Below are 23,752 nucleotides of genomic sequence, written 5' to 3'. Positions count from 1 at the left end.
GCCCAATTAATTAACCAATGGACAATCCCACATTATTCGATTTAAAGCCATACTCAAAAGACATTATTTACCATCCAGACTGGGAAGATATGCAGGGGGAAGACGAAGTAATTTTACCCCGTTCGCACGTTGAAGAAACTCGTTCGCACGTTGAAGAAACTCGTTCGCACGTTGGAGTAACGTGCGAACCAAATCAACCAACGTGCGAACAACCTTACCAGTGGGTAGAAATTTATCCTGTTAAGCAGGAAAATTTTTATTACCGCTACAGCTACATCGACAGAAGCGATAGGATTCACCGCGTAGTTAAACATCATATCCCCGGTGGTAATACTGCCTCACCTTTGGCGATAAACAGAATGAGGGAGATCGAAAATGCCATTAGTTGTGGCGCTCAACCATCACAAATAGAAGCGATGATAAAAGCATGGAGAAAACACACCAAAATTAGTGGTAATAAATAATTGGGAAGGAAAGGGCATGAATCTAAAAGGGGAACTGGGGAAATTGACGACAGCCCCCGCACCATTCCCCTGTTCACCAAAATCACTTTACTAGACTCACAGCTAATACAAATTGCCATGAAAGTTGAAGGGAAAAGTAAAGCCCAGGTGATTATAGAATCTCTACGGATAAACTTAAGCAAGTACGCCATATATACTACCGATGAAGGGTTAGACCCCTCAAATAGCACCAGTACAGATAAATAGTAAGATATACTGCCTTTTTTAAAGACTCTCAAAAGATTTTATCTTCTGTATTGATAAGTGGGAATCAATGAAGAAAGATAGTAACAAAAGCGTTACAAGTTATCACATTAATTATGAAAGCTTTATTAATCGCCACAGCAAACAAACAGCCAGATATTGATATTCCGTTACCCGACAGCACTACATCTCCGGTGGGTGACATTTTAGTTAGTGGCAGCATCGGATTAGGCTTAGGAGTCTTAATTGTCAGAGAAATCGTTAAGTCCGTTTCGGACTGGTGGCAGCACAGGTTAGAACTTTCCAAAGCTGAAGAAATGGCTGAGATTGCCGAAGACCAGGCAGATCGAGCGATGCTGCAAGAAATGATTAAAGACCTCAGAGAACAGAACAAAGTACTACGCGACCAGAATCAAACCCTAGTGTTAGAGATCTGTCAACTGCGTAGAATGATGGAAATGTCAGGCCCGGTAACACCGCCATTACCCAAACAGTCATAGTTTGTCGCCAGCAATAATGGTGGTGCGGAAGATGTAATTGCGATCGGTCCGGTAGCGCGGATCGGCCTTCACCCATCCCATAAATTGTCTGTGGCTTTCCCGGCTTTGACCAACTAAACAACCAGCGCTGGCAGCACCGACATTTTTCATGTCATATCCCCAGTGTTGGTTAATCCCAAACAAACCAGTGTGGACTTTATCCCCAGTCCTAACCCCATCCTTATTTAAGTCCCGACACACCGACACCGGGGTAACTTGCACGAGTGCCTCGTGTGGCTGAGAACCTCCATGAGTTCCAACGCGCCAAGCTTTGTACTGTCCGAACTGAATTCGCGCTGCTCCATTGCGATTCATTGGCTGCATGGTGTATTTCCGTCCCGGTTCGGTAGTGGCGATGTACTTACCTACAATGGCCGGATTGCCAAACTGAAAAGTAATGACAATTCTCAAATCATTCCACTCATCCAAACGATCGGCATTTATCGTACCGTCGGGGTTAACGCCCTCAATGTAAACAATGTTGACCTGACCGGGTTCTGTGGAAATTCGATAATCCTTATCGGTCATGTACTTGATAATACGTTGTGCTAAGTCCATTATGCTGCTACCAAACTTGTATTAAAGGAAGGGAGTGAGGCGATCGCTTTTTTTAGTCGATCGCCATTTGGCTTAATATACCCAGCGAGTGTAGATAAACTACGATGCCCAGTAAGTTGCTGGATAGTGTGCAGGTCGTATCCCTGCTCGTGCAACGTGGTGATGAATGTCAACCTAGTTGAGTGTGTCGAGATGCCTTTATCAGACAGTCCGGCACGTTCTAGAACCTGACGCAGCATTTTGTCAGCTGTTGAAAAGTCAATCGGTTGCTCTGGGTTGTGGGGGGAAGGAAAGAGCCAACCTTGCAGCGGCGGTTGATAAGCTAGCAAAAGTTCCTTAAGTGCTGGATGAACAAACACTTGACGAGTATCGCGCTTGCCTTTACGAGTAGCGGCGGTAAAAGTTATTTCGTCTTGCGGTATAGAGTTTTTGGCATCTTTGTAAACATATTTCACATCAAGTTGAATAATCGCTCCCCAGCGCTCACCTGTGTAAAGTGCGATCGCAAAAATTAGCCGATCTCGTGGCGTGGGTAAATGCTCTCTAATTAACTTGCAATATTCTGGGGATAAAAATTCTGCTTTACCATGCCTGTCAATTTTCATAATTCCTTCCCACTTTTATTTAATAAAAATTCCCAAAAATATCGACTTTCGCTTAATTGTTGGAAATCCCTTGTTACTCTCCTTGTGAAGAGTTAATTAAATAGTATATCCTGACAGGCTTTGAAGCAATCAGTGAAAACACAGAACATATCGAACTTCTGCATAAAAGTGGGAATTAATGTGAAATGGAAGTAGAAACCTGGATTGACGGGCCTTCATCACCAATACCTAACCCATTACCAGCAGACTTTCAATATCAAGAAGTTTTACCTGTTGGTTATATGGGGATTGCTAATTCGTCAAGGAAAGGAGGAATTAGTGCCAGGATGGGTGGAAAAAGGGTGTTTGGTACGCTTTTTCACCCCTATATTGTGGGAGGTCGCTTTGCTTGGTGTAACGGTGTTTGGTTTGTTTTAACTTGCCTAGAAATTCCTACGATTGTGGCGAGAATCGGTTATTGTAGTCCAACAGGCGGACTAATTTCAGGCAAGAAAACTACATATAACATCGTCCTTGATATTGCATCAGCTAATTACTTTGACGATTCTATTGAATCACACTTTGCGTTTTTAAACCCTGCTTATTTTGCCTGGATTTTATTAAATTATTCCAATGATTATTCTGTTAATCCAGCTACCTTCCCTTATCCACCATTTACGGAGTCAAGTTCTGTACCTGCGCCATATTATGAAGTTAATCTTGGTGTTGGTGCCCCAGTAAAAAAAATAGCGTCATCAACTTTCAACAATCTAAACATCACGGGATTAAATCAATTAGATTATATTGAAATATTTCCACGTCCCTACTGCTGGAGCGCTCTAACCCCGTATTATAAAGATGGTGAGCGCTTATGGTCTTTTACAGAAGGTGATTTTTTTGAAATTTACAAATTTCTAGCTGCTTTTTCTTTCCAAGAAGCCCAACCTTACATTAACAATCAGCTTTTGTACAAAGCTCATTATGGGACTGTAATGGATTTAGTTTTTACGATAGCAGTAACCAGGACAACTTATTACACCTTAAAAACACCACAACTACCCGATCCCTCTTGGACTGGCATCAAAAAGACTCGTACTAGAACCATAGATGGATACAACTTTATCGAGTACGCTTTCGAGGTGAAAGCCCAGCCTTGTGATATAGAAATCACCATAGATCCAGCAGTAAGTTCAACGCGCACTGATGCTTTTTGCTTGGATTATGCAGACTACAACCAACTGCTAAATAGATTTGACAATATCGAGCAAAGATTGAACGAATTACCAAATTAAATTAGGGGGAAATATGCCAGGTTTTGAGTACGATACCATCATCACCAAAGTTGATGGAGTTGGGCAGAAAATTGATAACGAACTTGCTGATAAAAAATTTGAGTCGGGGGATGTGAACGGTCCTTTTGATAATATTTTAAGCGATTTAGGTCCAGCGATGGCTGTATTAGGAGGTTTGGCGATTGCTCCGATAGTAATGCCGCTTCCTGGTAATGCAAATAATGTTGTTTCCCTCGATAGCTTTCGCAAATTAAAAGAGGCAACTACCAGTTTAGAAAGTGTAAGTCAAGCTGGTAAAGCCGGGACTGGTGGGATGCTTCAAGGTGGGATACGCAACCTTTTTAAATTTCGGTAAGGCTATTCTGCCTTTAATCGCTCAGGTGGTGGCAGTAATTGCGGCACTGGCGTTTACTGCTTGGGAAATTTGGACTACTTTCGACACCATTGGGCAGAGCGTTTCGCACCTTTATGAAGCCAAAGCAGAGCTAGAAGTAAAAGTCGGTTCGTTTGAAGCCAAAATAGGTCGGATTGAAGCGGAAAACAGAGCGCTAAAAAGTGGGCTGGCGACGCTAGAAAGAACCACAAATCAACAGCTTCAACAACAAGCAACAAAAATACAGAATTTGGAGGCAGAAGTGGCGGGATTAGAAACTTTAATAAAAAACAATCACGCTCAGTCAATGCAACAGCTTAATACTGTCGCTAACAACGTAAATGCTGTTAAAACTGACACTTCAGACATCAAAATTGAGCTTAACAATGGTGTCGGTATGTTATCGCGGGATATTGGCACTTTAAACAGTACATTTTCCACAAAGCTTAACAGCATTGAGACCAAACAAACAACAATGGATGAATATGCCAAAGCTAAGTGGGATTTGAATGAGTTTTGGCAGGTAAACAATCGCGCTGCGGTAACTGCTACGCTGACTGCTGCTGCCATTGAAGCACCAGGCAGACCATTAGATTCTATTCGATCTTCTGTTGCCACCACTCAAGCCAAATTACAAATAGCGACAGAGGGAGTGCCATCTAATGCAGCACAAGATACTGAATATACAGCTGCAATTGCAGGTGGTACAGCGATAGCCGCTGGAACTATCGGCTATGCAACCTGGAAAGGAATGAACGGTGGTTTTAAAGATATGAAAACGAAGCTAGGAAAAATGATAAATGTCGGGGAAATAATGCAAGCTTTGACCCTCATTACAACTTTTCACAATGCAATAAATCTCAGCCGTGATATCGGAGTGACGCTGTTTTCAGTGGTTGATAACTCTATGAATCTAATCCTTAAATCAATGGGAGTAGCTGACGCAGATGGAGAAGAAATCAGTACCAGTAAATCTGTTAGTCAATTTCTAGATAACACAATGAAAACTATTTTCGGCGTGCAACTCTGGACTGAGATTAAAGCAGACTGGGCAGCTGCAAATAGAATCGTATCGGCGGGTAATACCCTACTTTGGTCAGTTCGAGAACTTGGTGATAATGTTGGCTCTTTAGCTACTTTAGCTTGTGAAAATACCGGGAAAATTGGTAACAGTTTAAGAAAAGCCGGAGTGATTTTTAATGGTGGACCTTGGTTTCCTGAAAACTATTCTAGAGGAAACACTTGGGGGATTCGCATGACTAATTTCTTAGAAGGCGTGCAGAATACCGCAGAGGTATTTGAACAGCTAACCTCTACTGCTTTATCTGTGCAACAAAATATAAATGACATCAAAGAGAATAACGAGAAATTCCAAAAAACTCTCAAAGAAGACCTGCCCAAACTAACCGAAAACAATAAACCAATTAGCGACGCGGAAATTCTGGCTGCACTTAATAGCGTAGGCGTGCTAATAGAACCCGAACACCTAAAAAATCAGGATGAATAAATATGCCATTACCAGAGGGTTTTGATGATTGGCAACATTTGCAAACTCAATTAAAAAGATTGCACAATGCCAGAGTTAATAAATGGTTCAAGTCAGAAGAAGGCAAAGAAGCAGAAATCGTCACCGGACCTGCTTCTTTAAAACTTGCTTGTACTATTAGTAGTCGCGATTCTGCAATTATTGCTCTTCTAAGGATGTGGCTTTTTGATATCAATATTGGAGCGGCGGCTAAATGGCAGCCCGCTTATTATGGATACCCAATCCAAACTTTCCAGGAAAGAAATGAGGTAACTTATCACCCGCAGGTACATTTATTTTTTTCTCAGGATAAAGCAGCTACCCCTGACGATTATCGACCTATGGAAGCAGAAATATCTTTTCGGTTAATGGATGAAACTTATAAAACAATGACTGAAACAAAAGCTGCTAAATTGGCTAGAGATGTCAAAGCAGCAATGGGGACGCGAGAAAATCCTTTTAAGTGGAATAAGGGCAAGACTAAATTCACTTATTTGGATAATGAGAATGGGTATGACTTGCGGATCTTAGCTCAGTCAGAAATAGAAGCTATCAATGTCTGTAGAAAGATCGTTGGCATCCGCGACCACGCTTTCAATGAGGAAAACTTTAAAGAACATATCCCCCATAAAGCTTCTATCAACGTGCCGAGCACTGAAACAGTTTATGGCGAGATGCGGCGTAAGCGACGGTGGCGACCGACTGGGACGGTTAAGTTCCGATGGGCTTCCATGTCGCTCTATGGAGTAGACAAGGGCCTATTGCTTTATGACCCATTTAGTCGGATCAATGACTACCCGCTCGTTAGGTAATTCAATTGATATCTCGAATTTATTTTGAGTCTATCTCCGAAGCACGGAGAACTATAGTTTTCCTCCTAGCTTTGTAGCCAAGGTGCAGATGCTACGGTGATTTGAGTTGAATTTTTGAAAATTTGTTATGCCAAACCCGAAAGAACTATATAAGCTCAAGGTTGGAACTGACCAAGTTGCTTTATTGCGCCGACAAAAGGATAACATCCAAAACGTCATCTCAGATCTCGGATGGACGGAAGTAGCAGCGGATGCAGAGATCTCTGAGGCAATCGTGGCTGAAGGGGCAGCAGAAGCGATGGAAAGAGGTTGTTTTCCCGTTGCTATTACCTACCGCGTCAATGCCACAAAGAAACAGCGTACAATTATGCTGTGTTCCCCAGAGAAAGCTGATACCGCGTTAGATTCTTTGATTGGAAAGACTTATGCTGGCAAAAAGATTGTTAAGGCGACACCAGTGCGCCGTATCAATTACGAGTACTAATAGATAATTTTTATTAGTCCATTTAATTAGGAGAAAAAAAGAAAATGGAAAAATTTGCAATTGTTGCAGTTAACGAAAAAGGTGAGGCGGTTGAGTTTTTCAGTGGAGCAACCTTTGTCCCAGATCAAAAAGCTCTTGCTGTCTTTGATGATAAATCGAAGGCCAAATTTTATCTCGGTCGGGCATATCAGTCTTTTACAGACAAGGAACTTAAGTTAATTTCGATAAACGTGGAACTGTCTCTCGATGTTCCAATAGCAACTGCTCCTGTACTTGTAGTAGAAAATGCTTGATATCTCTAGCGCTGGTTTTATCTTGCGAGAAACCATCACCGCTAATGGTGCGAGTAATGATGAGGATAATCCAGCGCTGGGAAGTTTTCAATTTACCCAGCCTTTACTTTTGATTAAGGCTCAATGCACTCATAGGAGGACATGGATTAGGTGTGGTTGGCTCAAGACCAAGCATTCTACTCAGGCTGGGGAAGCAACGGGCGAAATCAGGCAGTTATTTATTGGAGAGAAACTTTATCGCTTTGCTGATGTGGTTCCGTTCCAAGTTGAGTTTGTGGCTCACATTTGGATCGGAACTGCAACTATTCAATTGTGGGAGTACGCACCGTAAGTTACCCCAGCGATGGAATCGCGGGGCTTTCAGTAGCCCTAGAATTAATATCGCAAGATAGTAATTCTGAGCCTCTAGGCAGACTTACACTCCGCCCCAATAGCGCAATCATTTTAGAGCCGTTCTCGTCAGCATCCCCGATCCAACCACAAACTTTGTTGCTGCATTTGAACTTTTTGTCAGTTCTGATTCCAATATGCAAGCAACAGTTGCAAGTTTGAGAAGTGTAAGCAGGGTTAACAGCAATAACTTTTACCCCTTCTTTAATGCCTTTGTATTCCAAGAAAGTTCTTAACTGATAAAACGCCCAAGAATTAGTTCTTCGGCGTTCAGTTTTACTTCTTGGCAACTCATTCAAATCTTCTCTAATCCCAGTCAGATCTTCAATGGCTACAAAGGATTGGGTATCTCTAGCTTCTAAAATGATTACCTTGCTGATGTTATGGTTTAGCCAAGCTTGATATCTTCTCTCTCTTCCCGATAACCGTTGCAGAATTTGACGGCATCTACGCCGTGTTGTTCTTGTGCCTTGGGAAGCTTTTTTCTGCAAAGAAGTTCTTGCTCGACTATATCTATCTCGCACACTTTGAATATGTTTACCTGACCAAGATTTGCCTGTACTGGTAACAGCATTAAACTCAGTGAGACTGTCACCAGTCCCACTGGTCTTCAAAACGGAACGTGAAAGTTTCCCTTCATTCCGCTCCTCTGTGATATGGTGCTTTTCACGCATACCTCATTACCCATTTATCCTCGACTTTTTCAAGTCTCCTGGTGGGCTTAGGTTCGGTACTATTGCAACCGGATTTTTTGCCCAGACTACTATCGTTGGTAGTCTTTGTGTCGTGGCAATGTCTGTGTAGAAGTTGCCAGTTATCGTATGAATCCTTTCCACCTTGCGATTTGGGGATTCTATGGTCAACTTCCATTACATCGTCTTCTCGGAATGTTAGTCCACAGCAGGTACACTTCCCTTTCTGTTTCTTCAAGAGTGTTGAAACCCTCTTGGGTATTTCAGGGCTGTTTCCCATTCTTGTACTCCAGTAAACCAGGTTTCCGTCGTATGGTGACGATTCGCCTTTAACTTTTACATGGCGCTTGATTTCGGTGGCGCTATGTTTTAGTAACCGCATTGGGTTTTTACCCTCTGACCTGGTTGCGAATACCCAATTTACGCCTCCTATTGTTTGCCAATATTTCTTTGCCACCCATCCTAATGATTTGTTTGGGTGTCGGCGTTTTGCCCAAGCGGTAAGTTTAAGGTAGGCGAGGTTGTCTAAATCTGAAAATGCCTCACTGCTTACTACGGTTGAGTAATATTTAGCCCACCCCTTGATGATGGGGTTTATTCGACTGATGAGCGCCGCTTGAGGTGCTGTCTTATGGGCTTCAATTACTTCTGCTATTTTTTTGTAATGTACCTTAATCTTCTCTTTACTTGGGGTGATGATGGTTTTAAAGCCTAGAGGTCGGTTTCCTCTTGAGGTTTTCCCAGTATGGTATTTTCCCACTGGAAACTGACGTATATTAAAACCGAGGAAGTTGAATCCTGGTTGCTCTTGCCCACATTGACTAAGGGTGTGGGCAAGCCTTGTTTTGCTTGGCTTTAATTCCAGTCCCATGCCTTTTAACCATTCAGAGATAATTTCCCTGCATCTTTGGACAACGGTTATGTCTTCGTGGAGAATCACAAAGTCATCGGCGTAACGAATAAGGTTGAGAGCTTTTCGGTTGTCTCTTTTGCCAAAACCACCTCTGGTGGGTAAAGTATCGGCAAATTCTTTTACTCGTTCTTCCATCCCGTGAAGGGCGATATTTGCCAATAGTGGAGATATGACCCCCCCCTGCGGCGTTCCCTCAGATGTATCAAGGTACTGTATATCATCCATCACTCCCGCTTTTAACCACGCTCGTATTTGTCGGCGAAGGGTGGGGAATGTATTTAATTTGTTGAGCAGTGCCTTATGGTCGATGCGGTCAAAACATTTGGCAATATCGGCATCCAGCACAAATTTAGACTTGCAGTGGATACTTTTGTAAATTGCCTCTATCGCATCATGGCATGAGCGTCCGGTTCTGAACCCGTATGAATTCGGTTCAAATCGCGCTTCCCATTCTGGCTCTAATGCCAGCTTGACTATCGCTTGCAAGGCACGGTCTTTCATTGTAGGTATACTTAGAGGTCGTTTCTCATCCGTTCCCGGTTTTGGAATCCATACTCGTCGGGTCGGGCTGACCTTAGTCCCCAGTTTTAATTCACCTGTTAGAGTCAGACGTTGCTTTGGGGTTAGACTCTTCTGCCCATCCACACCTGCCGTCTTTTTCCCTTGGTTATCTTGGGACACTCTACGAACCGATAATGCTCTTGCTGACCAGGACTTCATCAGTATCTTCTGGAGTCCACGAACTAACTTCACATCGCCACGTTGAGAGGCTTGATAGATGCGTTTTTGTAATTTAAAGACTTTACGCTCCAGCTTGCGCCAAGGTATCGCCTTCCATTCAATCATCGGAGAAAATCCCCGTGCTTTTGACATTTCCATTACTACTTGAACCTCTATCTTCCATTTCACCGTGAGTCTGTCTGCATATCCTTAGAGTTACCCAAGGCGTTCGCTTCTGACTCTATCTTTCCTACTCGCGGCATCCGGTTAGCACCTACTCAGGAAATCGACCATCCTGAGAGCATACGAGAGGTTACTTCGTTCCTGATAGACATTGTTTGAACCTTTAGAGTGACACTGTACACCGGGTTTATTGGAAGTGCATAATGGTCAGGATATCACTGCCATTTCCCTTATCCTTTGCCTTTTGGCTCCAGCGCATAAGCCTTATTTCGCTGGTTACAGCCTGACGATGTTTACCGTGTCTTCACCTTATGTTACTCATGGGTTCTTGCTCGAAGGGAACCAACTTAGGCTGTCAGTTTTACCTCCTTTCATCCCCGCTTTACGGATTGATGGCTAGTCGCTACCGTAGGGGAAGTGCTTTCACCACTGCACCTGTGGGAAAGGACTTGAGTTTTCTAGGATACTTCCTCTCACCTTCATGTCTATCAAGTTGTCAAGGTATAATTAACCTAGCGACTAATCCCCCGAATCCTTGGTATGAACTGGTTTCTAGTCAACGAATCGCACAATATCCCTTCTTCCAAAATCAACCCCAATCACATTATTTGTTTTTAATGGTTCTGGAGATTCTGATTTTAGCTGGATATGGACATACCATTTACCATCTTTGTGCAAACAAACTTGGGCCGATGTTGGCTCTTGTCCTGTTAACTTACCACGATGATAATTGCTTGCTTTTAATGGGATGGTAGCTCTTTTACCAATTGTGCTAACACTTACACTCCAATCTTTTTCGATAAAACGGAATGTTCGAGCATCACAATCAAAACTGGTGGGTTTAAAACCCTTAATTTTCCTGCCTTTTTGCTTGGCTGTTAGTCTATTTGCTCCTACCCTGGCACAAGCTCTAACTACGTGGTTTGCCGTTAATCCAAACTTTGTCTTTACATCTCGGTAGCAAACTGCTTGAATCGAGTTTCTGTTGGTTAGGTTTGGATTAACTGTTTCGTTAATCCAGTTGCAAGCTGACGCAAAAGCATTTGATGTATCCGCCAACAATTTATGTTGTTCTTCGGATACATCAAGTCTTACAACTAGCGTCAATACTTGTTCCATAACCTCAACAAACTCACAAATATGAGTAGATCACAAAACTTGACTGCGGTTAAAACCGCTAATCGCGTTCCTCCCCATGTCTAAAGCCAGGGGCTTCCCGCTCGTTTTCTGGTGATCCTCGAAGAACTGCTACATAACATCCAAAAAGTTGCACCGACTCCACCCGGTCCGATCGCATCTTTTGAAGTTACTGGCCTCACGGTTCAAGACATCGTAATTCTGGCTAGCTCCACTAGCGAGGGATACAGCGCTGGAGATTTTACCGTTCTGTCTCCTTCCTCGATAGGCGACGTGGTAGGCGAAAAAGACACTTTGACGCTGGGACAATATCAATACGTTTACGTCAATTCCAATAATTTCAAGCTAAGAATTGACCCTAATTTCTGGCTGACGAATTTAAACATTAAAATCTGGAAAGGTAAACCTGATATACCTTTTTCATCAGTAGGCGCTAATTCTGGAAATGTTACTTTACCTAAAAACACGCCCGTTCCTGCAACAACTACCACAGCAGTAACTACAGCCAAAAATATTGCTAATGCTAGAACCAATAGAACTAAACTTACTATCTACAACGACAGTAATGGAACGTTGCTAGTTAAATATGGTGGGACGGTTAAAAATGAAAGTGGTGGATGGGATGACAAAATCAAACCCTATACCATTTTTGAATTCCCCGGACCGGGAACACCTCCTGATACGTCAATTTCAGGAATATGGATTGCTCCTAGTAGCGGAACTTTAACCGGAAATTGTACAGTTTGTGAATGTGTAAGTAGTAACTAATATGCCTTATTCATCTTCAACAGATGTTGACTTAACTCCAATTGCTGCTCAACTTAATGTGTTAGAAACAAAAATCAGTCAAATTCCCACTACTAATTTATCAACAGTAAACACAAAACTTGATAATATTTTGAGTCAAATAAGTACTATTAAACAAAATAATGCCACAATTCAATATAGACAATTAACGCTAAACGCTTCTTTTCTACCGGGGGGAGTGTGGGCATCAGCACCTACGAATCTTACTGCTATTACTGATGGTGATGAATCAACCTCAACAAATTTATTTCAAACGGCAGATGGAGCTTGGGCTGAAGGGTGGGTAGATGTAATTCCTTCGGTGACGTTGCCCGCGCTCACCCAAATAAAAACCAAAATTTTGATAGCTAATTCAGCCTCTATGAGGAGTTATTCTGAGGTTTCAGTTTTTAATTCTGCGAGTAATTCTTTTATTCCCATTTGGGCAAACGAAGATCCGGTTTCTGCTAGTGGAAAAATTGTAAATATCGATATTATTATGCCTGTCTCTTATTCAAAAATCAGATATAGAATCATGGATACGACGCAATATTACCCTCGAATGAGCATCTATGATTTAAAAATCTTCGAGCTATTTGTGGCTTAATTTAACTATTGAGCGGGCGGCTGCAAATATGACTATGACAGATGATGGATCGGTTTTTGACTTTGAAACAGTAGCGGTGGAATGTACCTGCTTTAGTGGTTGCAATTTGTGTTGGTGGTCGGGAGTCAGGTACATTACTTGGCGCATTAATCGATCGGATGATGAAATATCTGATATTGACGATAAAACCATTCCTAGCGATCGAGTCAAGCCGACACTGCTAAGGGAAAGTTAGTCTAAGCGAAGGGTCCCAAAATGCGCGATCGCACTTTTCCTAAACTTCACGTTGGGGATTCAACATAACACAGTGTTACACGCGATTAAATAAATATTTGCAATCATTATGAAAAGTTCCTACTCTTGACATAATTAGCTGTGAAGGTTATGTGAGTTTAGCAAAAAATTAAGGAAACAATCAGATCGTGCATAATGAGAGAAAAATGCACGACCTGAAATTTTCCTCTAGTTTAGGAGTCAAAAATGACGACTGCCATCTGGCATCGTGGCTCCTGTTAAAATAGCCTCTTGCAATTGATTTTCTGTAGCTTCCATTAATGCACCGCGCAAACTAGCACCCCGCAAGTCTACTTTACTCATTTGCGCTACACGAAGGTTGGCTCCCCATAAGTAAGCATCCCGCAAACAAGTTTCAGTTAAATCAGCATCGCTCAAATTAGCCATATTTAAATTCGCGCCTGTTAAGTCAGCTTTGCTCAAATTTGATTGACTCAAATCAGCTTTACTTAAATTAACTGCACACAAATCAGCTTTAGTTAAATTAGCAGCAGTTAAATTAGCTGCATGAAGATTTGCTCTAGTTAACATGGAAACACGCAATTGAGTATTGCTTAAATTACTAGCTAATAAATTAGCTCCACTTAAGTTAGCACCACTTAGTTTTGACTGACTTAAATTAACCCCTTCTAAATCTACACTATTTAGATCTACACCATTTAACCAAGCATTACTTAATTTTACTCCGTTGAGTAATGCTCCCCGCATGATTGCGCCACTGAATTTTGCTCCGGTAAGATTAGCCCAACTAAAGTTAACATCTACTAAGTTGGCGGAACGAAAGTTAATTTCTCGTAAATCTGCGCCACAAAAATTTACGCCTTCTAAGTTGGCTAAACGTAAGTTAACTGCGGTGAGAATTGCGCCGCTTAATCTGGCTCCTTTGAGGACAGATTTAACTAAATAAGCTCCTTGAAGGTTGGCTTTTGTTAAGTCAGCATTTGTTAATAATGTTTCATTAATTTTGGCAAAGGTTAAATCTGCTCTGTGGAGGAAAGCATTAGTTAAATTGCTGCCGTTTAAATGCGATCGCTTGAAGTTGGCTGCTGCTAAGTAGGCACCGGAAAGATTGATGCCTGTTAAATCGGCTTCTTCCAAATCAACACCAATTAAATTAACTCCGCTAAAGTCCCTTTCTCCTGCTGCGTAGCGTTTTAGTAATTCGTTGGCTTCCATTATGATTAATCTCCATATATGGCTAAAAATAGTCTCTAGTTATAGCTTGCCCAATATATACTAAAAAAAATATTAACTTTTTTGTTGTCAATCATAATTTTACTTGCTGCAACGTGAAGAATTTTTACTTTTTTTACTAATACTAGCGAAAGCAACTCTCTTTTAGGAGAACTTTACCTGCAATAGCTTTGTAGTAAAGACTTCAGTCCTAGCTTTATTTAATTAGTGTAATGGTGCGTTACGTTGGCACGCTTCGCACCCTACATTAAGTCAAATTTTATTAGGCTTGCATATATTCAACGTTACCAGCGTTAACGGTAATTCAGCTTGGCATTTCACAGCGTCTTGATTAAAGAATAGCAGAGTGTTATGTATATTACGAATCAGAAAGCTATTTGGATGTTGGATTAATATATGAAGTCTTTCAAGCAATACTGTCTTTGTCTTTTCGATCAAGAGTTAATGCCAACAGCTGTAAAAGTCGCGGCTGTAGTTGGGACAATTTTATTTCTCATAAATCATGGCTCTGCTGTAATTAAAGGAGAAATGAATCGCGCTCGCTGGATTTCTGCGGGATTAACTTACATAATTCCTTACTGCGTCAATATTCACGGACAATATGTAAGCCGGACGCGAAGGCGCTAAAGAGATTGGTTAGTCAGAAATGATGGGCAATTTGAAGCTAGGGAAATTTTAGATGATGCTGTAAATTTTAGTTCTCCCTATCGCCTTTATCGCTTCAAGAAAAAAATACTTTTTGGCGACGCTCTGATGATGTTAACTTGCCTAATTTTATAGAAAAAATTGGTGATTGCATTTTGTCAGCGGGAAATATTATTTGTTTGATGCCGGATGCCATTCATCATGTAGAAGCGATCGCCAATACACCCACAATCAGCTTTAATTTATATGGTGAAACTAATTACGAACAAAGGTTTGAGTACGCTCCTTTTAACTGCTTAGTTAATAATTTTTAATTGAATAATCCTTAATTAAGGTTACTAATCATGCAAAGTACCATCAGGCATTGTTGCACCAGTTAAAATTGCCTTTTGCCAGCCTGCACCATGTAAATAAGCACCTCTTAGGCTGGCTCCTCTTAAGTCTGCTCCGCGCAATTCTGCTACATTTAAATTAGCTCCCCACAGGTAAGCTTTCCGCAAACTGGCATTGGATAAATTAGCTTCACTTAAATTAGCCATGTTTAGTTTTGCTCCTGTTAAGTCGGCTTCTATTAAGGTTGCGGTAGTTAAATCTGCTTTGTGCAAATTTGCTTCACATAAATCAGCTTTATAAAGTACCGATCCGGTTAAATTAGCAGCGTGCAAATTTGACCTAGCTAATAATGAAACTCGCAATTGGCAATTACTTAGATTAGTGGCTGATAAGTTAGTTCCTGTTAAGTTTGCACCACTTAATTTGGATTGACTAAAGTTAACTCCCTCTAATTCCATCCCACTCAAATCTACACCGTTGAGTAAAGCTTGAGATAACTTTATTCCCGTAAGTGATGCTCCTTGGAGTAATGCACCACTTAATCTAGCTCCGGTGAGATTAGCCCAATTTAAGTTAGCATTGATAAGATTTGCAGAACGTAAATTAACTCCGCGTAAATCTGCGCCACATAAATTTATGCCCTCTAAGTTAGCTAAACGCAAGTTGACTGCGGTTAATCTAGCTCCACTTAATTTAGTTCCTTTAAGTATTGATTTAACTAAATATGCTCCTTGCAAATTAGCCTTAGTTAAGTCGGCATTTGTTAGCACTGCTTCGTTAAGTTTAGCAAAGCTTAAGTTCGCCCGATGTAAGAAAGCACCTTCAAAATTTACTCCTGTTAGTTGCGCTCGACTTAGGTTAGTTGCTGCCAAATATGCTCCTGAAAAGTTGGCTTTTGCCAGGTTAGCTCTTTCTAAATTAACACCGATGAGATTGCTCCCACTAAAGTTTCTTTCTCCGAGGGCGTAACGTTCGATTAATTCATTCGCGTCCATTTCTTTGCTCCTTAGTGAAGCCTATATTAATCAGTCTAGATTTATTTATGCTTAATCTCCACAGTAAACCTACGTGAAAAAATTTTTTTACTAAGTTTCAATATAGTTTCTTTGCAAAATATAAATAATTTTTAACTTGGAACGATCGCACAGGCTATGATTGAAACGACGATTGCAACTATTATTAGTGTGAATAAGGTTACTTTTGCTGCTACGATAATTTATGGCACTAGATTTTCGCTATTTCTTGTATTGATGAATGCTTCTGCGATCGCTCCTGTACAATTTCTCCAACGTCAAGCGGCTTCTTTATTGCTGTACCAATCTGTTTTGAACGATCCCCCAGGTGTGGCTTTCCTCAATTTACTGCAAGCTTTAAGACATCGCGATGCAGATGGACTAAGTTACTTACAAGCTTATGGGCAATGGGTAAAGGCTTTAGCTAGTGAAAATCAAAGTTGGCAAGAACATTTATTAAGCAAAATCCTCCGGGATGAAAATCCTTTTAGCCAACAAGCACAATATCACAAATTAGCAGATTTACCACCTGCTTTGGTAGCTGCTGCTAGACAAGATTTGCAAGCATTACAAAGTCTTTATGAATGTAGTGGTGCTGATATTAGTTATTGGATTCAAGAAGCGGCTCAATTACCTTTAGCTCCGGTTGTTTGGTATTTAGAATCAGATCCAGCAATTCCTCGATCGACTCAAGAAATGGAGTTAATCGCCACTTGGCAAGAATTAGAAGATTGGACAGAGATTTTGTCAGATTTAGCTAATTATTATCGAGAGTTTGGCACTGGTATCTTCGCTGAATATCAGGCGTTTCGTTGGCTAGGGGGAGAATTAGTTGGGATTTTGTATCCCGATCCAATTAATTTAAAAGAGTTAGTTGGCTATGAGTTACAGCGAGAAGCGCTAATTAAAAATACTCAGTTTTTACTAGCGGGTTATCCGGCGCTTCATGTGTTACTTTATGGGAGTCGAGGGACGGGAAAATCTTCTTTGGTGAAAAGTTTGTTGAATGAATATGGCGATCGCAACCTCCGCCTCATAGAAGTCGGCAAAACTGAACTCAAAGACCTACCATCTATTGTCGAGAAGTTGCGAAATTTACCCCAGAAATTTATTATCTTTGTTGATGACCTTTCCTTTGAAGAAGACGACGATGCTTTCAAAGCTTTAAAGGTAGTTTTGGAAGGAAATTTAACCGCCAGACCGCAAAATGTGGTGGTTTATGCTACTTCTAATCGACGGCATTTAATTCGAGAATTTTTTGCAGACAGACCTCGACCAAGCGACAATGAAGAAGTCCATGCTTGGGATACGATGCAGGAAAAACTTTCCTTTAGCGATCGCTTTGGTTTAACCTTAACTTTTGAACCAGCAGATCAGAAAACCTACTTAAATATTGTGCAGCATTTAGCAAACCAAGCTGCCATAAAATTACCAGCAGAAGAGATAGAACAAAGGGCATTACAATGGGCGACTCGCCATAATGGTCGATCGGGACGTACTGCACGCCAGTTTGTAGATTTCTTAAGAGCAGAATTGGCAATTTCGAGTTAATAGTTATATCGTTTACCCAAATGATTGATACAAATAAATGTAGGGGCGGGTTTAGCCAAAAGCCTACAATACCCAGCCATAAGATTAAAATCAAAACCCGCCCTTTCCCAAGCATCTTTCGCAAACATTTAGGTAATCGATATTAGATCCCCCTAACCCCCCTTCAAAAGGGGGGAAACAGCGGAAGCTTCGCTATTGAGATCATGAAGGGAACTGGATTCAAAGTCCCCCTTCTCAAGGGGGATTTAGGGGGATTGCCTACGGCACGCTACGCGAACGAAAACTCAGTGAATTAGTTTCTAATTTAGTCGGGCAACATGAAAAGCAGAAACATAAGATAATTCAACGGTGTCGCCGTTTTGTTCTAGCACCTGTCGCAATCCGGCAAATAATTCTTGTTTCTGCTCTGTTTCTAGTTTCAAATGAGGCGAATAAGTATTTAATAACATCAAATATCGATCCACTGAGTAGGTAACTTCGACCTCTATATGTCCAGATACCATATCCTTGAAGTAACCGGATTCGATCGCCATTTGCCCCAATTGATCGAGAATCGCCGCTTGCGTGGCGCTATCTTCGTAACTACGAGTTAGCGATGGTGCAACATTTTGATAAACCGTTAATAACTGCTGATACAACTCGTAGCGGGGTTGAAGTTCTTTATTCCACAACAAAATCAAATGTCCCTCTGGACGCAATGCTGCTGCTGCTTTCGGATAGCCGATTTCTGGCACAATCCAATGAAAAGAACTAGCTGCTAATACCGCATCAAACCCTTGAGGTTCTAACTCCCATTCCTCAAAAGAGCAATTTTGTAGTTCTACATTGGGGTAAGGTTCGCAGGTTTGTTGTGCCAGATGAAAGAAATCGGGATTAGGTTCGACACAAACCATGCGACAACCAAGAACGGCAAAGGCAGGAGTAGCGATCGCAGGCCCACATCCCACCTCCAGCAAGGTTGAGTCTGAGGAGAGTTTAGCCAAGTCTATAACGCGATCGACTATTTCCTTTGGATAGCGCGGTCTTGCCTGCTGATAAGCTTGGGCGGCGTGAGAGTACCAATGTTTGCGTTGTTCCAGGTCTTTACCATAGCACTCTTTTTGGAGAATCTGCTTTAAGTTTTGCATGAGCAATTCAGGGAAAATATATTATTAGGACTTACGCAAAGCCTCTATAAGTAGGGTGCGTTAGTGCTAACGTAACGCACCATGCCTCTATATAACTAGAAACAACTATGAACATTCAACTAAAAGCAGAATACGAGCAATTTATCCAAACCCGAATTGCCACAGGTAGATATGAAAATGCTGAAGATGTAATTGTGAAAGCATTGAAACTGCTGGAGGAATGGGAGAAGAGTTATCAGGAATGGGAAGAAAAAACTAAGGAAAAACTAGCGGCTGGGTTGGCTTCTATCGAACGTGGAGATGTAGTAGATGGTGAAGTGGTGATAGCAAGATTGGAGGAGAAATTACGCTAGCTGAAAAAAGTTCTATCTCAGGTTAGTGTTAAAAACTTGTCAAATCATGTAATTTATTATAATTTCAACCAGCGTGAGCCAGATTTGCCTTGAGGAACGGTTCCATTCTAAAAACAAGCTACCAGAAATACCATCGTTATTTTATGGCTATCGTTGCTAATACGATCGTCATAATTTTGACATGGTTTTTGAAACCCATACTTACACCAACGCTTTTTGCCCTATTTTATGCCTCAATTACCCTGACTTCCCTTTATGGTGGAAAAGAGCCAGGGATACTAGCTACAGTATTAGCAGGAATTAGCTTCGTATTTTTTTTCGTTTCGCCAGTTTACTCCTTAAGTTTCTCTTCACTAAGGGAAGTATTTCGGCTAGTTATACTGTTGTCAGTGGCTTTGTTGTTGGTGTTTGTCAGTGCGGGTTTGCGAAGTGCGAAGTTACGAGTGGAAAAGAATTTCCAAAAACTGCAAGAAACTCAGCAGTTGTTTGAAAGTTTTATGAGTCATAGCCCGACAACGGCATATATTAAAGATGAAACTGGACGTTATATTTATGTTAATCCGACAGTTGAACGTATATTCGATCGCAAATTTAAAGATTTTATCGGAAAAACTGACTTTGATTTTTTACCCTCCGAGATAGCACAGCAATGGCGCGACAATGATTTAGCTGCTTTAGGATCAAATCAAGGGATAGAATTTATTGAAACTGCTTTACAACCAGATGGGGAACATATCTACACTGCATTCAAATTTCCCCTTCCCGATGGTCAAGGGAGAAAGTTAATAGCAGGTATATCATTAGATATTACTGAATCCCAACGCATTAAGGAAGCATTACACGAAAGTAACGAACGTTATCGTTTATTAGCGGAAGGTTTGTCTCAATTTGTGTGGATTTCTGATGCTAATGGTCAACTAGAATATTGCAATCAATGTTGGTACGAATACACAGGTTTAAATCGAGAACAAACTCTCAATTCTGGTTGGGCTACGGTTGTTTTTCCTGATGATGTAGAACGGTTAATTCAGCGATGGAATGAAGCCGCACAAACCAAGGAAAGCTACGAAATAGAATATCGTGTTCGTAAAAATAATGGAGAGTATCGCTGGTTTTTAGGCTCTATTGCTCCGATTCATGATTCTCGCGGTAATGTGATTAAATGGGTGGGAAGTGCGATCGAAATTCACGATCGCAAACAAGCAGAAGCAGAACGGACGGAATTTTTAGCCGCCGAACAAACAGCACGTCAAGAAGCAGAACAAGCAAGAACACAAGCAGAGATAGAACGTTCTCGACTGCAAGAATTTTTCCGTAAAGCACCAGCATTAATTGCTGTTACTAAAGGACGGGATCATATTTATGAATTTGTGAATACTGCTCATCAAGAAGTTGTAGGTCGTTCGGAAGCTGAATTAATTGGTAAACCAATTAGAGAAGTGTTTCCCGAATTGCAGGGACAAGGTTTTTTTGAAGCTTTGGATGAAGTTTATCAGACGGGAATTCCTTTTGTAGCAAATGAAATGCCTGCGGTGTACGATCGCTATCATAACGGCACTAATTATCAAGGTTTTTTCAATTGTGTTTACCAACCTTTGTGGAATACTGCTGGCGAAATAGAAGGTATATTGCTTCATGCAGTAGAAGTAACTGAACAAGTATTAGCCAGACAACGAACTGAGGAATTACTGAAACAATTAGAATCAGAAAGAGGACTTTTAGAAGCAGTTTTACAACAAATGCCGGGAGGAGTAATCATTGCCGAAGCTCCTTCCGGTAAGCTAATTTTAGGTAACAAGCAAGTAGAAGAAATTTGGCGAACTCCGTTTATCCCTTCGGATAATGTGGAAGAATACGATCGATATTCTGGGTTTCATTTTGATGGTAAATTATATCAACCAGAAGAATGGCCTTTAGCTCGTTCTCTGGCTACAGGTGAAGTTATTACAGGTGAAGAGATTAAGATTTTACGGGGTGATGGGAGTTATGGTTTTATTGAAGTAAGTTCGGTACCAATTTGCGATCGCACTGGTAAAATCGTTGCAGGTGTGGTAACTTTCCAAGATATTACCGATCGGAAACAAGCGGAAAAAGAGCGAGAACAACTTTTAGCGCGAGAGCAAGCTGCTAGAGAAGAATCAGAAGCCGCCAACCGAACAAAAGATGAGTTTTTAGCGGTACTTTCTCACGAATTGCGATCGCCTTTAAATCCCATTTTAGGCTGGGCAAAATTATTAAGAACTCGGCAAATGGATCGAGAGAAAACTGCTCAAGCATTAGAAACAATTGAGCGTAATGCTAAACTACAAGCACAATTAGTCGAAGATTTACTAGATGTTTCCCGAATTTTGCGCGGCAAGCTCAGTTTAAATATAAGTCCTGTAAATTTAGCCAATGTAATTGAAGCCGCAATAGAAACAGTCCGTTTAGCAGCTGTCGCCAAATCAATCCAGATTAAAACAATTTTTCCGGCTCATGTTGGCTTAGTTACAGGTGATGCTAACCGACTGCAACAAGTAATTTGGAATTTGCTTTCTAATGCAGTCAAGTTTACCCAAATTGGCGGCGAAGTAGAAGTAAAATTAGCAGAAGTTAATCATCAAGCGCAAATCCAAGTAATTGATAATGGTAAAGGAATTCAACCTGATTTTCTCCCTTATGTTTTTGATTATTTTCGCCAAGGTGACAGCACGACAACTCGGAAATTTGGTGGTTTAGGTTTGGGATTAGCGATCGTCCGTCAAGTGGTAGAATTACATGGCGGAACTGTATTTGCCGCAAGTGAGGGAGAAGGCAAAGGCGCGACTTTTACTGTTAATTTGCCTCTATTGAATAGGGTAAATAAAATTGTAGAGTTAAAAAACGATAGCGATTTATCAATTAATGTTAAAGCTTCACCTTTGGCAGGCGTAAAAATTTTATTAGTAGATGATGAAGCAGATGTCAGACAATTAATGGGTTTCGTTTTGGAAGAATACGGCGCAACAATTACAGTAGTTTCATCAGCAAAAGAAGCGTTAACAGCATTCAATGAATCGCTTCCAGACATTTTAGTTAGTGATATTGGAATGCCAGAAATGGATGGTTATATGTTAATTGAAAAATTGCGTTCTTTGCCTGTAGAAAAAGGTGGAGAAGTTCCCGCGATCGCACTCACCGCCTACGCCGGAGAAGTGAATGAACAAAAAGCACTCTCCAGCGGCTTTCAAAAACACATTGCTAAACCTGTAGAACCAGAAACATTAATGCAAGCAATTACCAATTTGGTTAAACCTACTAATCTTAGTCAACATATCCTTTAAAAAGGTACGTTGTTGCGCTTGGGCGCTCTTGTCCCAGTAGCGCCCAAGCGCAACAACGTACATAGAAAATTTACTAAGTATTATTGCTTGTCACTTATTTTTGGAATTCCTCTGGAAAAATTGTTGCTCGAATTGGTGCAAACCTGTTCCGAAGTGCTACAATGACAAAAGAGATTCAAATATCGGTTGCAGCATTTGTTTTTAGTATTAACTAGTTTCCAAGTTTTTGCATTGACAGACTTCTCTCCGAAATTTCACTCTCCGCATTCCTTAAATTTTGGAGACAAACTATGTCAATCTATGTAGGCAATCTGTCTTATGACGTTACAGAAGCCGATTTAACATCTGTATTTACAGAATATGGATCGGTAAAGCGAGTTCAGCTACCCACCGATCGCGAAACAGGTCGCAAGCGCGGCTTTGGTTTCGTGGAAATGGGTGCCGACGCTGAAGAAACCGCTGCCATTGAAGCACTCGATGGCGCAGAGTGGATGGGTCGTGATTTAAAGGTCAATAAAGCAAAACCTCGTGAAGAACGCGGTGGTTCATTTGGTGGCGGACGCAGAAATAACAATTATTCCAATCGCTACTAAATGTTAAAAGCTAATAATTAGCTTTCAAACATAGACCAGCATAAATTTAAAGGGTTCAGGCATTTCTGTCTGACCCTTTTTTTACTGGCAACTTACAACAAGTAAAAGATGTTGAATAATTTAGTTTAACCGGGAACCAACTGCACAATTAATGACCCTTTATCCAAGGATTGAACTTTACCCGCTTGAGATAGGTCTGTAACTATTCTTTCTAGCAAGTCTAAGGCGCGATCGCGATTTTGATGTTCCCGTCCACGTAAACGGATCTGAAATTTGACGGAATCACCTTTTCCCAACCATTCGATCGCTCTAGTAATACGCAAGGTGTAATCTGATTCACCAATATTAGGACGCAACCTGACTTCTTTAACGGTAGTTCTTGCACTAGAATGCTGGCGTTTTTTCTGCTGGTATTGATGTTTACCGTAGTTTAAAATCTTCGCCACTGGGATCTCTTTACCCTCAGAGACTATCACCAGATCGAGCTCTACATTTTCAGCAAGTCTGAGGGCTTCTCTGGTGTCTGTTAAACCAAGGTTGTTATTCTCATGGTCAATCAGAAGAACCTGAGCGGATTTGATTTGCCGATTAATCAGTTGTTTTGTAGCGATAATAATTTCCTCTGAAAATTGGGTATGATTTGCCTAACAATACTATAATAACATTTTTTCCAGTGATGTATTAATTATATGTACAAAAATTTCTTTTAATAAATTATCAGAAAATAGAATATCCCATAAAATTACACTTTC

General features: G+C 41.0%; 25 protein-coding genes and 3 pseudogenes. 19 read left to right on the top strand and 9 right to left on the bottom strand.

Annotated elements, in window-relative coordinates:
- The first annotated feature begins 17 nt into the window (after positions 1–17).
- Positions 18–464, top strand: a complete 447-nt coding sequence (locus ACE1CI_RS27105; protein WP_496615853.1) for a hypothetical protein — start codon at positions 18–20, stop codon at positions 462–464.
- Positions 465–823: 359 nt separating this feature from the next.
- Positions 824–1,207: a hypothetical protein gene (locus tag ACE1CI_RS27100; RefSeq protein WP_413264858.1), complete on the top strand. Its 384-nt coding sequence runs from the start codon at positions 824–826 to the stop codon at positions 1,205–1,207.
- Here the strand turns inward: ACE1CI_RS27100 and ACE1CI_RS27095 are convergent.
- Positions 1,202–1,804, bottom strand: a complete 603-nt coding sequence (locus ACE1CI_RS27095; protein ID WP_496615852.1) for a hypothetical protein — start codon at positions 1,802–1,804, stop codon at positions 1,202–1,204. The two genes, ACE1CI_RS27100 and ACE1CI_RS27095, sit on opposite strands and share 6 nt — an antisense overlap.
- Positions 1,804–2,409 (bottom strand): tyrosine-type recombinase/integrase, encoded by a 606-nt coding sequence (locus ACE1CI_RS27090; RefSeq protein WP_496615326.1) that lies wholly within the window; start codon positions 2,407–2,409, stop codon positions 1,804–1,806. Before ACE1CI_RS27090 ends, ACE1CI_RS27095 begins: the two co-directional genes overlap by 1 nt.
- A 185-nt stretch (positions 2,410–2,594) precedes the next feature.
- Here ACE1CI_RS27090 and ACE1CI_RS27085 point away from each other — a divergent pair, with 185 nt between their 5' ends.
- The 7 genes from ACE1CI_RS27085 (at position 2,595) to ACE1CI_RS27055 (ending at position 7,498) form a co-directional block, all read left to right on the top strand.
- Positions 2,595–3,680, top strand: coding sequence for a hypothetical protein (locus tag ACE1CI_RS27085; RefSeq protein WP_413266877.1), 1,086 nt, complete (start codon positions 2,595–2,597; stop codon positions 3,678–3,680).
- 13 nt (positions 3,681–3,693) lie between these two features.
- The gene (locus ACE1CI_RS27080; RefSeq protein ID WP_496615851.1) at positions 3,694–4,035 is read left to right on the top strand and encodes a hypothetical protein; all 342 of its coding nucleotides are present in this window, start codon (positions 3,694–3,696) and stop codon (positions 4,033–4,035) included.
- A complete protein-coding gene (locus ACE1CI_RS27075; protein ID WP_496615850.1) occupies positions 4,004–5,560 on the top strand; it encodes a hypothetical protein in 1,557 nt (518 codons plus the stop codon). Before ACE1CI_RS27080 ends, ACE1CI_RS27075 begins: the two co-directional genes overlap by 32 nt.
- 2 nt (positions 5,561–5,562) lie before the next feature.
- Positions 5,563–6,390, top strand: coding sequence for a hypothetical protein (locus ACE1CI_RS27070; RefSeq protein WP_496615504.1), 828 nt, complete (start codon positions 5,563–5,565; stop codon positions 6,388–6,390).
- A gap of 127 nt (positions 6,391–6,517) precedes the next feature.
- Positions 6,518–6,874, top strand: coding sequence for a hypothetical protein (locus tag ACE1CI_RS27065; protein WP_496615849.1), 357 nt, complete (start codon positions 6,518–6,520; stop codon positions 6,872–6,874).
- A 44-nt stretch (positions 6,875–6,918) separates the two neighbouring features.
- Positions 6,919–7,167 carry a hypothetical protein gene (locus ACE1CI_RS27060; protein WP_496615848.1) on the top strand — a complete coding sequence of 83 codons (249 nt, stop codon included), beginning with the start codon at positions 6,919–6,921 and terminating at the stop codon, positions 7,165–7,167.
- A complete protein-coding gene (locus tag ACE1CI_RS27055) occupies positions 7,160–7,498 on the top strand; it encodes a hypothetical protein (RefSeq protein ID WP_496615847.1) in 339 nt (112 codons plus the stop codon). The genes ACE1CI_RS27060 and ACE1CI_RS27055 overlap by 8 nt, the downstream gene beginning before the upstream one ends.
- Before the next feature lies 1 nt (position 7,499).
- On the opposite strand, the pseudogene ACE1CI_RS27050 reads toward ACE1CI_RS27055, so the two are convergent.
- The 3 genes and pseudogenes from ACE1CI_RS27050 to ACE1CI_RS27040 all read right to left on the bottom strand — a co-directional run.
- Positions 7,500–8,129 (bottom strand): annotated as a pseudogene (locus ACE1CI_RS27050) (RNA-guided endonuclease InsQ/TnpB family protein); the annotation flags it as partial.
- Between the two features lie 94 nt (positions 8,130–8,223).
- Positions 8,224–10,035, bottom strand: coding sequence for a group II intron reverse transcriptase/maturase (gene ltrA, locus ACE1CI_RS27045; RefSeq protein WP_496615598.1), 1,812 nt, complete (start codon positions 10,033–10,035; stop codon positions 8,224–8,226).
- 600 nt (positions 10,036–10,635) lie between these two features.
- Positions 10,636–11,184 (bottom strand): annotated as a pseudogene (locus ACE1CI_RS27040) (nuclease/transposase family protein); the annotation flags it as partial.
- 111 nt (positions 11,185–11,295) lie between these two features.
- Between ACE1CI_RS27040 and ACE1CI_RS27035 the strand changes: the two are divergent.
- Genes ACE1CI_RS27035 through ACE1CI_RS27025 form a run of 3 tightly spaced genes read left to right on the top strand, consistent with a single transcriptional unit; the run spans position 11,296 to position 12,830 of the window.
- Positions 11,296–11,970, top strand: coding sequence for a hypothetical protein (locus ACE1CI_RS27035; RefSeq protein WP_496615846.1), 675 nt, complete (start codon positions 11,296–11,298; stop codon positions 11,968–11,970).
- Position 11,971: 1 nt separating this feature from the next.
- On the top strand, positions 11,972–12,595 hold the full coding sequence (locus ACE1CI_RS27030) for a hypothetical protein (protein WP_413263974.1): 624 nt from the start codon (positions 11,972–11,974) through the stop codon (positions 12,593–12,595).
- A 28-nt stretch (positions 12,596–12,623) separates the two neighbouring features.
- Positions 12,624–12,830, top strand: a complete 207-nt coding sequence (locus ACE1CI_RS27025; RefSeq protein ID WP_413263973.1) for a hypothetical protein — start codon at positions 12,624–12,626, stop codon at positions 12,828–12,830.
- A 239-nt stretch (positions 12,831–13,069) separates the two neighbouring features.
- Here ACE1CI_RS27025 and ACE1CI_RS27020 read toward each other — a convergent pair whose 3' ends face one another.
- Entirely contained in the window at positions 13,070–14,065 is a 996-nt protein-coding gene (locus ACE1CI_RS27020; protein WP_413266535.1) for a pentapeptide repeat-containing protein, read from the bottom strand.
- A 414-nt stretch (positions 14,066–14,479) separates the two neighbouring features.
- Between ACE1CI_RS27020 and nrtS the strand changes: the two genes are divergently transcribed.
- The gene (gene nrtS / locus ACE1CI_RS27015) at positions 14,480–14,710 is read left to right on the top strand and encodes a nitrate/nitrite transporter NrtS (protein WP_413266536.1); all 231 of its coding nucleotides are present in this window, start codon (positions 14,480–14,482) and stop codon (positions 14,708–14,710) included.
- A 137-nt stretch (positions 14,711–14,847) separates the two neighbouring features.
- Positions 14,848–15,042, top strand: a complete 195-nt coding sequence (locus tag ACE1CI_RS27010) for a hypothetical protein (protein WP_413266537.1) — start codon at positions 14,848–14,850, stop codon at positions 15,040–15,042.
- Between the two features lie 24 nt (positions 15,043–15,066).
- Here ACE1CI_RS27010 and ACE1CI_RS27005 read toward each other — a convergent pair whose 3' ends face one another.
- Positions 15,067–16,056, bottom strand: a complete 990-nt coding sequence (locus ACE1CI_RS27005) for a pentapeptide repeat-containing protein (RefSeq protein WP_413266538.1) — start codon at positions 16,054–16,056, stop codon at positions 15,067–15,069.
- A gap of 255 nt (positions 16,057–16,311) precedes the next feature.
- On the opposite strand from ACE1CI_RS27005, the gene ACE1CI_RS27000 reads away from it, so the two are divergent.
- Entirely contained in the window at positions 16,312–17,625 is a 1,314-nt protein-coding gene (locus ACE1CI_RS27000) for an ATP-binding protein (protein ID WP_413266542.1), read from the top strand.
- Between the two features lie 299 nt (positions 17,626–17,924).
- Here ACE1CI_RS27000 and ACE1CI_RS26995 read toward each other — a convergent pair whose 3' ends face one another.
- Positions 17,925–18,752: a class I SAM-dependent methyltransferase gene (locus tag ACE1CI_RS26995; protein WP_413266539.1), complete on the bottom strand. Its 828-nt coding sequence runs from the start codon at positions 18,750–18,752 to the stop codon at positions 17,925–17,927.
- Positions 18,753–18,859: 107 nt separating this feature from the next.
- On the opposite strand from ACE1CI_RS26995, the gene ACE1CI_RS26990 reads away from it, so the two are divergent.
- The 4 genes and pseudogenes from ACE1CI_RS26990 (at position 18,860) to rbp (ending at position 23,000) form a co-directional block, all read left to right on the top strand.
- Positions 18,860–19,105, top strand: a complete 246-nt coding sequence (locus ACE1CI_RS26990; protein WP_413266540.1) for a type II toxin-antitoxin system ParD family antitoxin — start codon at positions 18,860–18,862, stop codon at positions 19,103–19,105.
- A 143-nt stretch (positions 19,106–19,248) separates the two neighbouring features.
- A pseudogene (locus tag ACE1CI_RS26985) lies at positions 19,249–20,307 on the top strand (PAS domain-containing protein); the annotation flags it as partial.
- Positions 20,284–22,407 (top strand): ATP-binding protein, encoded by a 2,124-nt coding sequence (locus tag ACE1CI_RS26980; protein ID WP_496615901.1) that lies wholly within the window; start codon positions 20,284–20,286, stop codon positions 22,405–22,407. The pseudogene ACE1CI_RS26985 and the gene ACE1CI_RS26980, both read left to right, overlap by 24 nt.
- A gap of 290 nt (positions 22,408–22,697) precedes the next feature.
- Positions 22,698–23,000: an RNA-binding regulator gene (gene rbp, locus ACE1CI_RS26975; protein WP_413262315.1), complete on the top strand. Its 303-nt coding sequence runs from the start codon at positions 22,698–22,700 to the stop codon at positions 22,998–23,000.
- A gap of 125 nt (positions 23,001–23,125) precedes the next feature.
- On the opposite strand, the gene infC is transcribed toward rbp, so the two are convergent.
- Positions 23,126–23,593, bottom strand: a complete 468-nt coding sequence (infC, locus tag ACE1CI_RS26970; RefSeq protein WP_496615900.1) for a translation initiation factor IF-3 — start codon at positions 23,591–23,593, stop codon at positions 23,126–23,128.
- Positions 23,594–23,752: the final 159 nt, after the last annotated feature.

Source organism: Floridaenema flaviceps BLCC-F50 (assembly GCF_041929275.2).
GTDB lineage: Bacteria > Cyanobacteriota > Cyanobacteriia > Cyanobacteriales > Aerosakkonemataceae > Floridanema > Floridanema flaviceps.
The sequence above is the reverse complement of the archived record's forward strand: the minus strand, read 5'-3'. Positions and strand labels throughout refer to the sequence as shown.

Coding starts and splice junctions, on each gene's coding strand:
- ACE1CI_RS27105 (WP_496615853.1), top strand. CDS start 18: ATGGACAATCCCACATTATTCGATTTAAAGCCATACTCAAAAGACATT.
- ACE1CI_RS27100 (WP_413264858.1), top strand. CDS start 824: ATGAAAGCTTTATTAATCGCCACAGCAAACAAACAGCCAGATATTGAT.
- ACE1CI_RS27095 (WP_496615852.1), bottom strand. CDS start 1,804: ATGGACTTAGCACAACGTATTATCAAGTACATGACCGATAAGGATTAT.
- ACE1CI_RS27090 (WP_496615326.1), bottom strand. CDS start 2,409: ATGAAAATTGACAGGCATGGTAAAGCAGAATTTTTATCCCCAGAATAT.
- ACE1CI_RS27085 (WP_413266877.1), top strand. CDS start 2,595: ATGGAAGTAGAAACCTGGATTGACGGGCCTTCATCACCAATACCTAAC.
- ACE1CI_RS27080 (WP_496615851.1), top strand. CDS start 3,694: ATGCCAGGTTTTGAGTACGATACCATCATCACCAAAGTTGATGGAGTT.
- ACE1CI_RS27070 (WP_496615504.1), top strand. CDS start 5,563: ATGCCATTACCAGAGGGTTTTGATGATTGGCAACATTTGCAAACTCAA.
- ACE1CI_RS27065 (WP_496615849.1), top strand. CDS start 6,518: ATGCCAAACCCGAAAGAACTATATAAGCTCAAGGTTGGAACTGACCAA.
- ACE1CI_RS27060 (WP_496615848.1), top strand. CDS start 6,919: ATGGAAAAATTTGCAATTGTTGCAGTTAACGAAAAAGGTGAGGCGGTT.
- ACE1CI_RS27055 (WP_496615847.1), top strand. CDS start 7,160: ATGCTTGATATCTCTAGCGCTGGTTTTATCTTGCGAGAAACCATCACC.
- ltrA (WP_496615598.1), bottom strand. CDS start 10,035: ATGTCAAAAGCACGGGGATTTTCTCCGATGATTGAATGGAAGGCGATA.
- ACE1CI_RS27030 (WP_413263974.1), top strand. CDS start 11,972: ATGCCTTATTCATCTTCAACAGATGTTGACTTAACTCCAATTGCTGCT.
- ACE1CI_RS27025 (WP_413263973.1), top strand. CDS start 12,624: ATGACTATGACAGATGATGGATCGGTTTTTGACTTTGAAACAGTAGCG.
- ACE1CI_RS27020 (WP_413266535.1), bottom strand. CDS start 14,065: ATGGAAGCCAACGAATTACTAAAACGCTACGCAGCAGGAGAAAGGGAC.
- nrtS (WP_413266536.1), top strand. CDS start 14,480: ATGAAGTCTTTCAAGCAATACTGTCTTTGTCTTTTCGATCAAGAGTTA.
- ACE1CI_RS27005 (WP_413266538.1), bottom strand. CDS start 16,056: ATGGACGCGAATGAATTAATCGAACGTTACGCCCTCGGAGAAAGAAAC.
- ACE1CI_RS27000 (WP_413266542.1), top strand. CDS start 16,312: ATGAATGCTTCTGCGATCGCTCCTGTACAATTTCTCCAACGTCAAGCG.
- ACE1CI_RS26995 (WP_413266539.1), bottom strand. CDS start 18,752: ATGCAAAACTTAAAGCAGATTCTCCAAAAAGAGTGCTATGGTAAAGAC.
- ACE1CI_RS26990 (WP_413266540.1), top strand. CDS start 18,860: ATGAACATTCAACTAAAAGCAGAATACGAGCAATTTATCCAAACCCGA.
- rbp (WP_413262315.1), top strand. CDS start 22,698: ATGTCAATCTATGTAGGCAATCTGTCTTATGACGTTACAGAAGCCGAT.